The sequence below is a fragment of the Enterococcus sp. AZ196 genome (assembly GCF_050498845.1).
GTDB classification, from domain to species: domain Bacteria; phylum Bacillota; class Bacilli; order Lactobacillales; family Enterococcaceae; genus Enterococcus_A; species Enterococcus_A murrayae.
In genome coordinates, this window is sequence record NZ_JBIPAM010000002.1 from 105,996 (window position 1) to 121,756 (window position 15,761).

Here is a 15,761-nt window from a genome sequence, read left to right on the forward strand (position 1 = left end):
AGCAGCGAAGGAACTACACTTCCTGATACCGGAAATAATCAAAGACCGCTGGAAGGTTGTAGCCGGAGTAATCGACATTCACCATGCCCACGAATGCTCCTGTAAAAAATCCGCCGTAGCTTGAATTGACATAATCATCCGACAATACTTTTGCATCTAATTGAACTGGAATAGCTGTCCAGTTTTCTCCATCAAAAGAGTAGGCATAGGAGTAGGTCGAAGTAGACACGATCGTTTTAAAATACACATACTCGATATCTTCGGGAACAGCAATCGCCGCTTCCTTCAAATAGCTCTTGAATCTCCCTTGATTGTTTTCTGTTACTTCAATGACACGGCCGTTTACTTCATTCCACGTTAGCTGGATCATAGACCAATGGGTTGAATTATAGTAATTGGTAAGACCAGCCATTTGCTGGAAGGTCGTTGGTCTATAACGAACTTTCGTTTCCGCTACAAAATCAAAGGCCTGCCACCGTCGCGCTACCAATGAATTTTCATGTACATTCGCCAGGCTGCCCAAGCCGTTCAGCCATAGCTGACCGTCTTTAATCGTTCCGATACGGTCGCTGAAGGGAACTCTTAGTGTTTGGAAATGAATGTTCAACTCGTTTTGCTCGAACTGATCATCGTTAACTGTATTCGATTCGTATTCAAACGGCTCTGATCCTTTAGGTGCATCGACTACCATACTGCCTTGTTTTCCGCCAACAATCTCAGGCCATCCTTCCTCCGTCCAGGCCACCTTTTGAATAGCGGTTTCTCTGCCTAACGTGCACCACCCGCGAGGATCATGAGCAGATTCATAGGGATGATGCCAAGGCCGTCCAGTCAAATGAGCAAAATACCATTCGCCATTTGGCGTATCAACCAACGAACCGTGTCCACATTTTTGCAGCGGATTGTCCGGTGCATCGAATGCTGTTAAAAAGGTTTCTGGCTGACTTTCATAGGTGCCACGAAGTGTTTTTGATCGTGCGACAACTTCTTGGTGAGCATAGGACGTGCCGCCTTCTGCGCAAAATAGATAATAATAGCCAAATAATTTATAAAGGTGCGGGCCTTCAACTAATTTCACGTCCGTTCCCCGCCAAATAATTGTCGCAGTTTCAGGTAATAATCGCTGCTCCTCCACCGAATACTCTGTGCATTTTATTCCATTAAAAGCATGATGGTATTCGCGATGATCCCATTCCATTTGCACTAGATATTTTTTCCCGTCATCATCATGAAAAAGTGAAGCGTCAAAGCCCACACCATTTAAATGAATCGGATCACTCCATGGTCCTTCGATCGTTTCAGCAGTAGTCAAATAATTGGTACAATCCTTAAACGCGCCATCAACTACCTTTACATCAGTATAGACAAGCCAAAATTTCCCATCGGCATAAGATAAATCAGGAGCCCAGATTCCTCCAGAGTCAGCGTTACCTTTCATATCAAGTAGTGCAACATTTGCTAGTGGACGTGTGACTAATTGCCAATGAACCAAATCCTTCGACTCATGGATTTGAACTCCAGGAAACCATTCAAACGTAGAATTGGCAATATAATAAGTGTCTCCTACACGAACTATTGAGGGATCAGCATTAAAGCCCTTTAAAACCGGATTCTGTATTTTCATCGTTAGCTCCATTCCTTTTTTTCTTATTTAAGGGATACTCTCTATAATTGAAGCGTACCAAGTTTCTTACAAAGACTGGCGTAAGAGCTTTAGCAGGCTTCTCTTATAGAGAGCACACATCATTTACACTAAATAATCATTTAAACAAGATTTCACGTATTCAATATGGCTTGATTCCAGTTGAATGTCCTTCAGCTTCAGTGCATAATCGGTCAAGCTTTCCAAATCTTCTTTATCAGAAACGATTGAAGCGCCAATTCCTTCTTTGAAGCTCGCGTAACGTTCGTCCTTCAAGTCATCAAAGAAACGGTCCTCTTTCAGCTTCGCAGCAGCCTTCAAGCCTCTGGCGAAGGTATCCATTCCTGCAATATGAGCTAAGAAAAGATCATCCATTTCAAAGCTGGAGCGACGGACTTTTGAGTCAAAGTTGATTCCGCCCGGTGCGATTCCGCCATTTTCCAATACTCCGTACATCGCTAAGGTGACATCATAAACGTTGGTTGGAAACTCATCTGTATCCCAGCCAAGTAAAATATCTCCTTGGTTAGCATCCAATGAACCCAACGCTTGGTTTGCTCGAGCAACTTCAATTTCATGTTCGAACGTATGGCCTGCAAGTGTCGCGTGATTGGCTTCCAAATTCAGTTTAAATTCGCCTTCTAAACCATATTTTTGAATAAATTGTAAGGCTGTTGCCGCATCAAAATCGTATTGGTGTTTGCTTGGCTCTTTTGGTTTTGGTTCGATCAAGAATTGTGGTTTATGATTGATTTTTTCACCATATGAGATCGCCATTTTAAACAACCGTGCGATGTTGTCTTGTTCAAAGGCCATATCTGTATTTAATAAGGTTTCGTAGCCTTCACGTCCACCCCAAAATACATAGTTTTCACCGCCTAATTTTTTCGAAATATCCAAGCCTTTTTTCACTTGTGCAGCAGCGTAAGCAAAGACGTCTGCATTATTACTAGAAGCGGCACCGTTTACATATCTTGGATGGCTGAACATATTTGCTGTATTCCATAATAACTTGATTCCTGTTTGATCCATCTTTTCTTTGATTAAATCCGTGATCTCATCTAAGTTCTTATAAAACTCCGCCAAGCTGTTTCCTTCTGGAGCAATATCCACATCATGGAAACAAAAGTATTCAGCACCTAGTTTTTCTAAAATTTCAAAAAAGGCCTCTACTCGATTACGAGCGGTATCCATCTCTGTAGCCCCAAACCAAGTGCGCTGATTCGTAGGTAAACCGAATGGATCACTGCCGTCTTGTGTCATTGTATGCCAGTAAGCAACCGCGAATCGTAAATGTTCCTTCATCGTTTTTCCGGCAACTACTTCTTCTGGGTTGTAATGACGAAAAGCAAAGGGATTCTTTGTTTTCGTTCCTTCGTACTTAATTTTTTCTACATTTGGAAAATAACTCATGCTTGTTTCCTCCTAAAATTCATCTTATTCGAGTTAGTTCGTTTTCTATACTAACTAACTTGATGTCTATATAGTATCCGCTTCCATTAAAATAGTCAAGTCCTTTTTTTTAAATTTTTTCAATGTCTTTCTAGTATATGAGTTTCATTTCATATTAGTATGTTTATTAAACAAATTAAATAAAAAACTAGCAAAAAATTTAATTTACCGCTATACTATAGTAAATTTATTAAATTAATGGGACGTGTTTTTCTATGAAAAATCTAAGTTATGCACGACGTACAACAAATGAATCGTTGTGCCTCGAGCTTATTATGAATAATCAAAACCTCTCTCGTGCGGATCTTGCTAATTTGACAGGTCTCACGAAAGCAACCATCTCTGTTATCGTAAAAAAATTGATTGAAGATCATTTAGTATTGGAAACAGGGATCGGCACCTCTGGGAACACTGGCGGTCGTAAACCAATCATTTTAAAGTATAACGGGAAGGCTGGTCTGTCGATCTCCATTGATGTCGGCTATAATTACATCAATGCGTTGTTAAGTTATCTCGATGGTGAAGAAATTCACTTCATTCAAAAGAAGCCGATCGTGTTAGACGAAAAGACGATTAAAACCTATTTTTCTGAGATCTTTGCTTCATTTGAAAAAAAATTACCGCGCACAACCTATGGAGTCATCGGTGTCGTAGCTGCTGTCCACGGGCCTGTCTTTAACGGTGAGATTATCTTCACCCCTCACCACAACGTAGACCAAATTGCCTTTCGAGAAATCATTGAAGAAATTAGCGATTATCCAGTTTACCTTGAAAATGAAGCGAACTTATCCGCGCTAGGAGAATACACCTTCACCTCGGATTCCTCCAGCTTAATTAGTATAAACATGCATAGCGGGATCGGGGCTGGGATTGTTATAAACGGCAAGCTGCAAGTTGGTTCGCATGGCTTTGCTGGCGAGATCGGCCATCAAATCGTTGTCATGGATGGGAAACAATGTCCTTGTGGAAATCATGGATGTTTAGAAATGTACGCAGCAAACAAAGTCTGTTTTGAAAAATTTTCAAAAATCAAATCAATGGATTACGTGAATGCTGTTATTTTGAGAGAATACTACCAAAATCACGATCAAGATGCACAACAAATTATTCAAGAAAATGTTCATTATTTAAGCGTCGGCATCAACAACCTAATCGCTCATTATGACCCTGAAGTCATTGTGCTGAACAGCTCTCTTTATCGGGAAATCCCAGAAATCATCCAACAGCTGAAGCAGCTTCTGTCTAATCGCTTCTCAAATGAAGTCATTGTTAGAAATACTGCACTCAACGAAAAAGCGACACTTTTAGGTGGCCTGGTGTTAAATCTGCAGCGCTTTTTAAATATCAACCAGGTGAAGCTGTCAGATTAAATGATTGATCCTGCAGCAACCGGCTAATTTTTTTCGAGAACACTGTTTATTGGAAAAAAAACTGCCTCAGGAATGAACTCCTGAGGCAGTTTTCTAATATCTGGATACTTTTCAATTTTTATGACTCATTGCAGTGAATCCACTGGTCAACTGCCACTCCTGAGTCCCTTTATCGGAATTTTCCCTGCCCCACTTTTCTATGCGGCAGAAGCCCTTTTAGGAATAAAGTCGTTTCGTAAAATATTTCAGTAAAAATGGTGACGACAAGGTCGTGAACAGGATAACTAAAATAATAGAGGAATAATGCTTTCCAACTACCAAGTGTGCCTGAAAGCCTAGTTGGACAATAATCAATGCCATCTCTCCGCGAGACACCATTCCTGAGCCCACCATCAGGCTGCTTTGGTTTCCAAAGCCAGCCAGTCTTCCCCCCATAAAGCCGCCTAGCAGCTTTGAAAAAATCGCGATTATGGTAAAAACAGTGATAAACGGCAGCTGCTTAGTCAAACCATCAAAGGTTACTTCCAGTCCAATGCTGATAAAGAAGACGGGAATAAATACAGCATAGCCGATCGCCTCAATATTGTACCGGACATCCTTCCAAACATTCGTCTGGCCAATCGCAATCCCTGTAGAAAAAGCGCCAATCACTGAGCTAAGTCCAATCAGATCAGCTAGATAGGACATACTCAGACACAACGTCAACGATACAATGATGACAGAAGACTGGGCAAAGATTTTTTTGCTCAAATTCATCAAATAAGGCGCACCCCAGCGAATCAAGAAGAAAACCGCAACAAAAAACAAGACTTGCGCAATCAGCATAAAGGCCAGCGACGGTTCATTTCCATTCTCCACACCCAATAACGGCATACATAGACTGACGATCAGGACCACCAAAATATCATCCACAACCGCCGCTCCGAGAATGGTCGAGCCCTCCTTCGTGTTGACTACTTTCAGCTCCTTCAGCACCTCCACTGAGATACTGACTGAGGTTGCTGCTAAAATCAGACCAAAGAAAAAGGACTGATTAAAAGGGATTCCGAAGAGATTGCCGCTTCCGGCTCCTAGCAATAGCGGGAATAGGATGCCTAGCAAGGCCACATACACACCCGGTCGAAAATATTTGCGCAGCAGCGGCAGATTGCTTTCGATACCCGCCAAAAACATTAGTAAAATGACCCCGATCTCAGAAAAATCCTTCACCAGAATATCCGGATGGACGATTTTCAATCCGCCATTTCCCAGCAATATTCCCACGAGCAGCTGGCCAATCACCGCCGGTATGCCCATTCTTCGCGAGAAATGACTTGCTACGGTAACACTCACTAAAATCAGACACAAAACACCAATAAATTCCATCTCATTCCCTCCACGATCGCAAACTAAAAAGCTAGCGTTAATGCAATTGTATTCGTTTCCACTAAGGAAGTCTATCGGAAAAATCAGAAGAAAAGAAAAAGAATCCGCGGACTCATAGATTATGAATTCCGGGATTCCTTTACTGGATTATTTAACTAATGTCCCCCCATTGGAGGCGATGATTTCTTTATACCAATCGAAGCTTTTCTTTTTATAGCGCTCCAGCGTACCCGAGCCATCGCTATTGCGGTCCACGTAGATCATACCGTAGCGTTCAGTTCTTACTCCGTCATCCGATTGTGTTGATAGCCGTCTTTCCTTTTGCACTGGTTCACCTGATATGAAGCACTGTCTGCACTTTCATTGAGTTTGTTTCGCTTAAGTAAAACTTATCCGACTTAATACAATAATTTTAGTTTTGCTACACATTCTTCAGTGAATTCCGATCCGGCCGATTCAACATAGTTAAATTTTCGTGTCTCTAAATCCACCATACGATGATGCTCAAGAAGCACCTTTCCCTGAATGTTCATTCCTTCTGGTAGTGGGAGATGTAATGGGAACTCCCTTGAATTGCTTGTGATCGGGGCAACACCAAACATGTAATTTAAATACTTGAGAGATTTCGTTAAAACAATGCACGGTCTATAGTCTCGCTGCTCGTGACCTAATGTCGGATCAAAATCTAGAAATAGGATGTCTCCCTGTTGTAATTCAAAATATTGTTTATTATTTACCAACTAAAGCAGCTCCCTTCCAACTGGCTCATCCCATTCATAGCGATCCTGTTCACTCAATACCGTTCCATCGTAATCGGCAAAAAGCTCCTCAATTGTTTCAGGGTAACTCTTTTTAGGTGTCAAGATAATCTTACCATTTTCAACAACCATCCTTAATCCCAACTGTTTTTCTGATAAACCAAGAGCGGCCATTTCATCTTTACCAATACGCAAAGCTTTTGAATTTCCCCATGTTTTCAACTCAACATCCTTGATAATCATATTGTTTCCTCCCTCAAATTGTATATACAAGTATCTACTCAAAAGTATATACTTGTATATACGTTTTGTAAAGAGATTACTACCTAGTTAAAAGAGACTGTCATCGACAGTCTCCTCTTCTATAAACGAATCAATTCTTCAATCGACAGCTCGGATAGATCAGCGACGGATCGATCCGCCCCCTTCAATTGTTCAACTTCTCCTATTCCGATCGCATACATACCGCAGGCTTTGATTCCATCGATCCCCGCTTGTGCATCTTCAAAACCGATTGCTTCTTTTGGATCAATAGCTAGTAATTGTGCGGCTTTGATAAAGATTTCCGGATCGGGCTTACCTTTTGTCAACGTGGCTGGATCGGCAATCCCAACGAAATAATCACTGATTGCTAATTTATCCAAGATGAACGGTGCGTTCTTTGATGCCGAAGCGACCCCACAGGGAATGTTGTGCTTACGCGCTGCTTTTAAGAAGTCTCTGACTCCTGGCAAGGCGTCTTCAGGAGTTAGCTCTTCCAATAATTCGACATAATGCTGATTCTTTCTTTCTGCCATTTCAAACCGTTCACTCGCAGAAAACTCGCTGCTTTTATCTCCATAAGCTAAAATTCGCTCCAATGATTCTTGCCGACTGATCCCTTTCAGCTGCTCATTGAATGCTTCATCAATCGTAATGTCGATTTCTGCGGCTAACTGTTTCCAAGCAATGTAATGGTATTTCGCCGTATCAGCGAGAACACCATCTAAATCAAAAATGAATCCCTTCATAATTACTTCCCTTCTGGCTGTTTTTCAATCAAATGCTTCTGATGATCCACATAAATCCGATATTTTTGATTTTTGAAATAAGTATAAAACTCGATTTCCTCAATTTCTGCTGGCAGATGCGGATCAATCACCAGCTCATCATTGACCACCTGCAGGTTGCAAAAACCGTAAACAATCGTCATAAAGGTGCCGCCCATTGAGGCTGTATGGATGCCGTCCTTGGTATTTTTATGACTATTGTCCAAATCAGTGCGGGCATTTTTCAAGAAGTAGTCATAGCCCTTCTCAACCTGCCCTAAACGACTGTAAACTGTTGAAAAAGTCGAGTATGACAATGACGAATCATGTGTCGTGACCGCATCATAATAGGCAATACTTTTTTCAATAGTTGCTTGATCGAAGGTATCAGGAAACAGCATCAAGGCCAGCACTGCATCGGCCTGCTTAGAAATTTGATACCGGTAAATCGTCAGCGGGTGATAGTTCAGCAGTAACGGGTATTTGGTTTCTTCCTTTGAATATGGCCAAGGCCCTTTTTTCAAGAAATCGCGATCCTGCGCAATGATGCCTTTTTCCTCATCAAACGGTAACGCCATTTTCTCAGAAAACTGTGCGAACTCCTGCAATTCTGCTTCCTGTAAATGAAGCTTCTCGATCAACGTGCCCCAGCGCTCAGGCTGCTGCTCTTTCAATGTCTGAGCCAGCCGATTGATCCACTGGAATTGATAAGCCACCAATTGATTGGTGTAATAATTGTCGTTGACTAGCACTGTGTACTCATCGGGTCCGGTGATTTTATCGATATGGAACTGATCGTTTTTCATATAGCCGATTTCAGTAAAAACACGAGCAGTTTCCAACAGCACCTCAAACCCGCAATCCGCCATAAACGCTAGATCATCGGTATAGCGATAATATTGAATAAAGGCATAGGCAATATCTGCATTGATATGATGCTGTGCTGCACCGCCTTCAAAAAATGGCGAGGATTCCGTGCCTGAGATAGTCCGCCAAGGATAGAGGGCTCCCGTTTGATATCCAAAAAGCTGACGATTTTCTCGTGCCTTATCCAAAATAGTGTAGCGGTAGGTCAACAGCTGCTTTGCTAACGCGGGATTCAAGTGTAAAAAGACCGGAAACACAAACATCTCCGCATCCCAAAAATAATGACCCTCATAGCCGCTGCCGCTCAAGCCTTTGGCCGCAATGCTGGTTGTGCCATTAGTACCTAGAGATTGCAGCAACGCAAAAGTACTATAATTAACACTTTCCTCCAGCATTTCGGTACTTTTGATTTTGACCTTAGCGCTTTGCCAAAAGGCCTCTAAAAATTGTGTCTGCAGCTGAACCAGTTTTGAAAAGTGCGTATTGAGACCGGTATGCTCCGGCTGCTGGAAGGCATAGCTCAGATTTTTTTGGTAGCTGTCTCCTTCTAATTTCGTGTGAATCACAATTCGTTCTTCTTCAATCGTTTGAGACACAGTTTGATTATTGATCGACCAAGCCAGCTCCGCCTCTAAGTGCGAATATTCCGTGCCAAAGCTGCAACGATTTTCCGCTAGGTTGATTTCCTTGATAGTGATTTTTTGCAGGTCATGGCTCATTCGTGGATCGTTTTTATCAATTGTCCGTACGGGATAAAAATTCAAGTGAGTCGTTAATTCGATCTCCTCTTGATGATTCAAGCGTTCGAAATCAATCTTCAGCGAAAACAAATTTTTATAACAAAAAGAAGCCAGTCGTGAGATCGTAATCTTCGTTTGTCGTCCCAGTGGGGATGTCCAGATCAGACTTCTTACCGTGATCCCCTGCGCCATATCTAAATAGCGCTCACTCGCGCTGATTTCACCTTCAGTAATCGAAAATTGTTCGCCGCCAATCGTGATTAGGGTCGTTTGTCCATCGATCACGCTGATCATTGTTTCACCAGTTGGTGTAAAGCCATACATTTTCTCAGGATAGTGGATGTCCTTTGTTTCGTAAAAACCATTGATATAGGTCTCGCGATTAGTAGAAAAGTGATCGTAGTAGCCCTCTTCCAAATTGCCTCGCAAACCAATCAAGCCATTTCCATTAAAGAACAGACTCTCTGCTTTTTCCAATGTTTCAGTTTCGTAATCATTTAAATAGATTTTCATGAAATACCCTCCAAAAAGCAGGATAGAAGCTCGCTCTTCTACCCCGCTTACCTTTTTATGAATTTACTGCTAACCCTTCAGCGGTTTTTTCGGCTGGTGCAGCTTCGAGTTCCTCATCCTTCTGCAAAACAAGTGTCAATACAAAAGATAAGACGACAGACATAACCATCATCGCTATCCCTGCGATAACATTACTCGTTCCTTTTTCACCTGAAAAACCTAAGATCGCCATCAAACTATTTTGCGGTACATAGAGCGTCACATGCATCAAGCCAGCGAAGCAGCCTGAGATTCCGGCACTGATACAAGCGGCTACTAACGGCTTTTTATATTTCATCGTGATTCCGTATAAAGCCGGTTCGGTAATTCCCATGATTGCAGAGATTCCAGCAGCGGCGGCGATCGATTTCACGTTCTTTTGTTTTGATTTGAAGGCGACAGCTAAGGTTGCCCCACCTTGAGCCAAATTAGCACAGACTTGCGCGACTAAGATCAAGGATTCCGTTCCTGTTGCCGCAAAAGAAGCAACGAAAATCGGTGTCAGAGCGTGGTGCATACCAGTCATCACGATAAACGGCATAGCCGCTGCCAATAAAGCGACCATAATGAAGCCCAGCTGCCCTTGCATCAAGTTGATGACCCAAGCCAAGCCTTGTCCCGCATAGTTTCCTAACGGACCGATAACGATCAAGGCTAATGGGGCCGTGATCAATAAAGTTAATGTCGGATTCAGCAAAATTTTCAACGATTGCGGTGTGATTTTATCGACACCTCTCTCAATATAGGACATCGCCCAGATCGTTAATAGCGCAGGAATAACAGACGCCGCATAAATCACCCCTTGGATCGGCATACCAAGAAAAGAGATCGGATCTCCCGAAGCGACCCATTGACTGAAATTCGGATGCAGAAATACACCTACGACAATGATTGCGATCGATGTGTTGACTTTGAACTTATTCGCTGCAAAAACGGCTAACAGGATCGGCATGAAATAAAAGGCGCCATCCCCGATAAAATCTAATACTCGATAAGTGCTGGATTCATTCGACATCCAATTGAAGGTCGTAGACAAGGATAAAATCACTTTGATCATCCCGGCAGCGGTCAGGGCTGGAATCATCGGCGTCATACACCCTGTAATGGTATCTACTACTTTGTTAAAAATGCTAGTTTCCTTGTTGGCAGAAGCACCGGCTGCAGCTGGTTGCTTGTCAACGTCTGCGTCTCCATTAGTCACTCCCTGGCGAATGACCTCCTCGAACACCTCTCCCACATGACTGCCAATGATCACCTGCAATTGCGTTGGTGTCGGATTCACACCGACTACACCCTCAATTGACTTCAAGCGATCAATATCTGCTGCTTCTGAATTTTTTAGATCAAACCGCAACCGAGTCGCGCAATGAACTGCGGAGTTCACATTATCTGTCCCCCCCAGACCTTGAATGATTTCCTTTGCTAATTGCTGATACTTTTTCATTTTTTTGCTCCTTTCTATTCGAATACAACGGCACCATTTGACGAAATAATTTTTTGATAAAAGGCAAAGCTGTCTTTTTTATAGCGCTGATGCGAACCATTGTTTTCATCATCCTGATCGACATAGATCACACCATAACGCTTACTGATCTTTCCTTCACTAACACTTGGCAGATCGATGATTCCCCACATTAAATAGCCCATCAGATCAATCCCGTCTTCTTCCACCGCCAGCATCATATTCTTGATGTGTCCCTGCAAATAATGAATACGATAATCGTCATGCACTGCGCCATCAATGAATTCATCCTGCGTTCCAATCCCGTTCTCAACAATGAACAGCGGCTTGTGGTAACGATCCTGCAGCTGATTTAAGGTGATTCGCAAACCTAATGGATCATCTTGCCAGACGCTCTTTCCTTTTGGTAAATACGGATTTCGTAAGGTCGTGTAGCCGTTGGTCGCTACACGATCGATTCCATTTTCCTCTGCGGCCGTACAGGCGCTGGAATAATAGCTAAAGGAAACAAAATCAACCGTATTTTTTTTCAGAAGTCCGGAATCCTCAGGTTGAATGGTTAGGTGCAATCCTTTCTCCTTTAGAAAATGCGGGAAGAATTTGGGATATTCACCAAAAACTTGAACATCTGAGAAAAGCAGGTTTTCTTTTTCCTGCTGCAACGCCGCAAAAACATCTTTAGGATCACAGGTATACGCATAGGTTTTACCCGCCGCCAGCATAGCGCCAAATTGATTTTCAGGGTCGATCTGCTTTCCCGTTTCGATTGCTAAGGCATTGGCTAATAATTGATGATGGCCCGCTTGATATTGAGTCGACAGATTGTCTTGACCTTCTTCAAACAGGATTCCACCACCAATATACGGAATGTGCAGCACCATGTTCATTTCATTGAAAGGAATCCAGTACTTGATTCGTCCCCTGAAGCGTTTCATCACTGTTTTCGCATAGCGCTGAAAGAGATCAACCACTTTACGATTTTCCCATCCATTATACTTTTTCACTAAATGGAGAGGGATCTCAAAATGAGACAAGGTCACGATTGGTTCCATCTGCTGCTTTTCCAGCTCTGTCAAAACCTTTTCGTAAAACTGGAGCCCCGCTTCATTCGGTTCCTGCTCTTCTCCTGTTGGAAAAATGCGCGGCCAGGAAATAGAGAAACGAAAGCTGTTAGCTCCTAACTCCTTTAACAAGGCAATATCTGATTCATAACGCTGATAAAAATCATTACCGTTTCTGCCTGGATAAATTTCCTCCCCAGTTGAATGTAAGATAGAATTCGTCTGATTCTTATATACTGCCTTAAGGCGACGATCATCTAAAGGCAGATAATCAAAATTCGAGGGCTGTCGGCCATCGGCGAGATAACTTCCCTCACTTTGTGCGGCGGAGGTAGCTCCTCCCCAGAAAAATTGCTTTCCTTGCTTCATTTATTCATTCTCCCTTACGATTCGTATTCGCTTTCATTCGTGTTGATACTTTTATTATAGCGAGGAAATCTTTTTTTCATTCCCCCATTTTTGTTCTATTATTCTCAAATATTGTCGAAAGGCCATTACTGGGATAGTAATGGCCTTTCGATCATTTATTCAATTTTCATCGTATTGCGATACTCCAGTGGCGCCATGGCCATCGAGCCTTTAAACAGTCGATAGAAAGTTTTATCACTTTCAAATCCCGTCTGCGTGATGATCTCTGACACCGGTAAATCACTGTTGATCAACAGCCATTTGGCTTTATCGATGCGGTATTCATTCAAAAAGGTTAAAAAAGTTTTCCCTGTGTTCTTCTTAAAAAATTTAGTGAAGTAAAAAGAGCTGTAGCCGGAAACCTCAGCAATATCCTGTAGAGTCAATTCCTCTTGATAATGAGCCTCCACATAGCTGAAAATGCCGTCCAGCTTCTCTAACACATCCTGCGTCGCTAGCTTATTGAGCTTTTTCGACTGCTTTGCTTTTTTCGGAATATTCCGCAGCAGCCGCGTGATCAACGCAAACAGTTCTGCTTTAAGAGAAAACTGATAGCCCGTTCGCTGATCAAGTGCTTCATGATTCATATTTTCAAGCAAGCTTCTGACAGCCGCTTCATCCTCAGGATTCCATTGAGGACTGACTGGTATTAAATCTGCAAACAACTTCTGCAGATCCAGGTTCTCTTTATTTCCCGCCGTAAAATAGTTCAAATCAAATTGATAGACGAGTCGCTCACTGCCAGGCGATGCCAAGACATAATGAATCAAGCCGCCGCCAATAAAAGCAATCTCTCCCTCACTTAATTTGTAGGGCACATCGTCGATCCCTAAAGAAATCGTTCCTTTTGTCACGTAAATCAGCTCAACCTCACGATGCCAATGGGGCGTGGTCAAAATATCCCCGTCATTCACTAAAATTCGGAAAGGAAACTCCTTATCTAATTCAGGCATCTCTAAATAAATCGCCATCGCGTTCACCTCACGGTTCATTTTGCCGTAAACCGCAACGAAAGTAAATGTCCTTTTATTCTTTGCAAACAAATCAAACAATCAACTACTGCTAAAACTTCATCTTAACAATTGGATACTGACTAAAATTTCAACGGATCATCAATGACTGAAAAAAGGTCAAGCCGATTCAAATGATTAAACAACAAATAGACCTGAAGACGAATAAATTTTCTAAAGGCCTGCTTGTCTCTTCTAGTTTTCTGGAAGCAATTTTTAACCGGTGTTCATTCAAATCATGCCAAATAAAAACCTAAGTATTCGCCTCGAGTGCTACCTCAATTTAAACCGCTTCAAGAGCTCTCGCTCCTTCTTAGTATATCTTCTTTTCGAAATTTTTTCTGGCGGTTTTTCCTCATCATAATCAGCCAAGACCGGCACCGATTCCTCAGCGTCGTTCGATAACGATTGCGCATCATTCTCTGGCGTGATCCTCGAAATTAGACTCGTTTCTTGACCATTCGTTCCCTCTTCTATCGACTGCGACACCTCATCATTCAGTGTAGGATCGCCTTTTTCTATCATTTGCTCTTCTGCTTCTTCAAAGATTTCTTTGATTAGCGCAATGAGTTCTTCTTTAGTCAACATAGAAAGATCAAAGCCTTCCAGCATGCTGTTTTCAACGGTAGCCTTCGTCGTTTCTGTCGTCAATTTTTGGGCAGACTGCTCCTTGGGTTGTTTTGTACTATAAATCGTCGTGGTACCTTTGAAATCACACTCCATGAATTTGACAAATTGACGAACATCTCCCTTATGGAAGATCGTCAGAGTCGTCAAGACTCTAAGTATCCGTTTTGTTTCCTCAAGGGTATTGCTTGGATCGGCATCTCTTAGATTCCATGTATGCTTTTTTCCATTAGCATCTTCAAAAATCGAAGTGAGGGTATAGCTATCGTATTGATCAGTAATGACAGCATGCCCTCGATCTTTTAGATACCCTTCATATAAACGCATCTTCTTTGTCGCTTTGTAATACTTTGTCTCGTTCTTGAATAAACGATTGATGATACTGAGCCATTCGTGTTCCTCTACATAGTCCTTGAAAAATGGGCAGAACTTTCTCAGCGTATCATTGGGTTGGGCTTGAAAAAGCAGCTCACGGACGATCTCTGGACAAGGCAGCGAGAAATCGCTTACTATTAAGGCATTTCTCAAAATAATCGCCACGATATATTCTACTACTAGGTCTGTGTTTTTCGTCTCTTCCCAAAATTTATATACTTTCTTTTCAAGGTTCTTTCTATTTTTCATAGTAAAAATTTGTCGTCTTGTCAGCTGCTTTGTTTCCATATCTTTGCTCTCCTTTTCCATTCATGTATCCGTTTTCCTCTTCTCTTTATAATGCGCGAAAAGGAACGATTTGCGCATCCAAAATTCTTAAAAAATTTAAGCAATTTGAATGCTAAATAACCTCAAAAAAGCCTCTCACTATAATAAACTGAGCATAATAAAGAAAATACAAAATAGCCTTCACATAAATTACTATTGCTAGAAATAAGTCGGTCTAAAAATAGACAATCCGCACATAAAATAAGAGCAAAAAAGATTATATCGTTAATCTTTTTTGCTCTTATTTTTTTGGATCAATTATTGATTTTTTTCCTTTTTTCTCCATGATGTCTTTTCTTTTTATGATACTCAGCCAACGCGTGATTAAAATTGGCGATTACCGCAGTAATGATTCCCACTCCGATTAAAACATAAACAATCGTAAACAGCTTTCCTAAAGCTGTATGCGGTGATAGATCGCCATAACCTACAGTTGCTAGCGTCATGACGGAAAAGTACAAGGCATCTAAATAGCTCATCCCTTCAATGTTATGATAGAAAATCGTCCCAATCATCAGGATAAACAAAACAGCCAGCATAATCGCCTTCTGCTCCTCCTGACGAAACAGAATTTTTAAAATGTGCCATAAGCTTCTAAATAGTAATGCAAATGCAACCATAGAGACCGCCCTTCAAAATCTAGAATAAGCAAGTTCGTTTATACGCTTGTTGCTCTTATCCTTTATTTTACCAGATCGACCATAAAAACGAAGAGGA

Annotated in this window: 13 protein-coding genes and 1 pseudogene; 1 reads left to right on the forward strand and 13 read right to left on the reverse strand. The window is 41.8% G+C overall.

What is annotated here, in order from left to right:
* Positions 1–13: 13 nt before the first annotated feature.
* Complete coding sequence (locus IGI67_RS18325) at positions 14–1,624, reverse strand: glycoside hydrolase family 43 protein (RefSeq protein ID WP_429958751.1); 1,611 nt, start codon at positions 1,622–1,624, stop codon at positions 14–16.
* Between the two features lie 123 nt (positions 1,625–1,747).
* Positions 1,748–3,055 carry a xylose isomerase gene (gene xylA, locus IGI67_RS18330; protein ID WP_207110605.1) on the reverse strand — a complete coding sequence of 436 codons (1,308 nt, stop codon included), beginning with the start codon at positions 3,053–3,055 and terminating at the stop codon, positions 1,748–1,750.
* Between the two features lie 254 nt (positions 3,056–3,309).
* Between xylA and IGI67_RS18335 the strand changes: the two genes are divergently transcribed.
* Positions 3,310–4,464, forward strand: a complete 1,155-nt coding sequence (locus tag IGI67_RS18335; protein WP_207110606.1) for an ROK family transcriptional regulator — start codon at positions 3,310–3,312, stop codon at positions 4,462–4,464.
* Between the two features lie 216 nt (positions 4,465–4,680).
* Here IGI67_RS18335 and IGI67_RS18340 read toward each other — a convergent pair whose 3' ends face one another.
* The 11 genes and pseudogenes from IGI67_RS18340 to IGI67_RS18390 form a co-directional block, all read right to left on the reverse strand.
* Positions 4,681–5,829 carry a cation:proton antiporter gene (locus IGI67_RS18340; protein ID WP_429958752.1) on the reverse strand — a complete coding sequence of 383 codons (1,149 nt, stop codon included), beginning with the start codon at positions 5,827–5,829 and terminating at the stop codon, positions 4,681–4,683.
* 147 nt (positions 5,830–5,976) lie between these two features.
* A pseudogene (locus tag IGI67_RS18345) lies at positions 5,977–6,108 on the reverse strand (family 1 glycosylhydrolase); the annotation flags it as partial.
* 119 nt (positions 6,109–6,227) lie between these two features.
* The gene (locus tag IGI67_RS18350; protein ID WP_429958753.1) at positions 6,228–6,569 is read right to left on the reverse strand and encodes a type II toxin-antitoxin system PemK/MazF family toxin; all 342 of its coding nucleotides are present in this window, start codon (positions 6,567–6,569) and stop codon (positions 6,228–6,230) included.
* Positions 6,570–6,830 carry an AbrB/MazE/SpoVT family DNA-binding domain-containing protein gene (locus IGI67_RS18355; protein ID WP_207110609.1) on the reverse strand — a complete coding sequence of 87 codons (261 nt, stop codon included), beginning with the start codon at positions 6,828–6,830 and terminating at the stop codon, positions 6,570–6,572.
* A gap of 119 nt (positions 6,831–6,949) precedes the next feature.
* Positions 6,950–7,600: a beta-phosphoglucomutase gene (pgmB, locus tag IGI67_RS18360; protein ID WP_429959806.1), complete on the reverse strand. Its 651-nt coding sequence runs from the start codon at positions 7,598–7,600 to the stop codon at positions 6,950–6,952.
* A complete protein-coding gene (locus tag IGI67_RS18365) occupies positions 7,600–9,735 on the reverse strand; it encodes a glycoside hydrolase family 65 protein (RefSeq protein WP_429958754.1) in 2,136 nt (711 codons plus the stop codon). Before IGI67_RS18365 ends, pgmB begins: the two co-directional genes overlap by 1 nt.
* A 55-nt stretch (positions 9,736–9,790) precedes the next feature.
* Positions 9,791–11,218 carry a PTS transporter subunit EIIC gene (locus IGI67_RS18370; RefSeq protein WP_429958755.1) on the reverse strand — a complete coding sequence of 476 codons (1,428 nt, stop codon included), beginning with the start codon at positions 11,216–11,218 and terminating at the stop codon, positions 9,791–9,793.
* A gap of 14 nt (positions 11,219–11,232) precedes the next feature.
* Positions 11,233–12,666: a family 1 glycosylhydrolase gene (locus IGI67_RS18375; protein WP_429958756.1), complete on the reverse strand. Its 1,434-nt coding sequence runs from the start codon at positions 12,664–12,666 to the stop codon at positions 11,233–11,235.
* 155 nt (positions 12,667–12,821) lie between these two features.
* On the reverse strand, positions 12,822–13,676 hold the full coding sequence (locus tag IGI67_RS18380) for an AraC family transcriptional regulator (protein WP_429958757.1): 855 nt from the start codon (positions 13,674–13,676) through the stop codon (positions 12,822–12,824).
* 312 nt (positions 13,677–13,988) lie between these two features.
* The gene (locus IGI67_RS18385) at positions 13,989–15,005 is read right to left on the reverse strand and encodes a hypothetical protein (protein ID WP_429958758.1); all 1,017 of its coding nucleotides are present in this window, start codon (positions 15,003–15,005) and stop codon (positions 13,989–13,991) included.
* 293 nt (positions 15,006–15,298) lie between these two features.
* Positions 15,299–15,664 carry a potassium channel family protein gene (locus IGI67_RS18390; protein WP_429958759.1) on the reverse strand — a complete coding sequence of 122 codons (366 nt, stop codon included), beginning with the start codon at positions 15,662–15,664 and terminating at the stop codon, positions 15,299–15,301.
* Positions 15,665–15,761: the final 97 nt, after the last annotated feature.

Excerpts from the sequence above, each read along its gene's own strand:
- IGI67_RS18365 (WP_429958754.1), bottom strand. The coding sequence starts at position 9,735 with ATGAAAATCTATTTAAATGATTACGAAACTGAAACATTGGAAAAAGCA.
- xylA (WP_207110605.1), bottom strand. The coding sequence starts at position 3,055 with ATGAGTTATTTTCCAAATGTAGAAAAAATTAAGTACGAAGGAACGAAA.
- IGI67_RS18355 (WP_207110609.1), bottom strand. The coding sequence starts at position 6,830 with ATGATTATCAAGGATGTTGAGTTGAAAACATGGGGAAATTCAAAAGCT.
- IGI67_RS18385 (WP_429958758.1), bottom strand. The coding sequence starts at position 15,005 with ATGGAAACAAAGCAGCTGACAAGACGACAAATTTTTACTATGAAAAAT.
- IGI67_RS18390 (WP_429958759.1), bottom strand. The coding sequence starts at position 15,664 with ATGGTTGCATTTGCATTACTATTTAGAAGCTTATGGCACATTTTAAAA.
- IGI67_RS18325 (WP_429958751.1), bottom strand. The coding sequence starts at position 1,624 with ATGAAAATACAGAATCCGGTTTTAAAGGGCTTTAATGCTGATCCCTCA.
- IGI67_RS18375 (WP_429958756.1), bottom strand. The coding sequence starts at position 12,666 with ATGAAGCAAGGAAAGCAATTTTTCTGGGGAGGAGCTACCTCCGCCGCA.
- IGI67_RS18380 (WP_429958757.1), bottom strand. The coding sequence starts at position 13,676 with ATGGCGATTTATTTAGAGATGCCTGAATTAGATAAGGAGTTTCCTTTC.
- IGI67_RS18340 (WP_429958752.1), bottom strand. The coding sequence starts at position 5,829 with ATGGAATTTATTGGTGTTTTGTGTCTGATTTTAGTGAGTGTTACCGTA.
- IGI67_RS18335 (WP_207110606.1), top strand. The coding sequence starts at position 3,310 with ATGAAAAATCTAAGTTATGCACGACGTACAACAAATGAATCGTTGTGC.
- IGI67_RS18370 (WP_429958755.1), bottom strand. The coding sequence starts at position 11,218 with ATGAAAAAGTATCAGCAATTAGCAAAGGAAATCATTCAAGGTCTGGGG.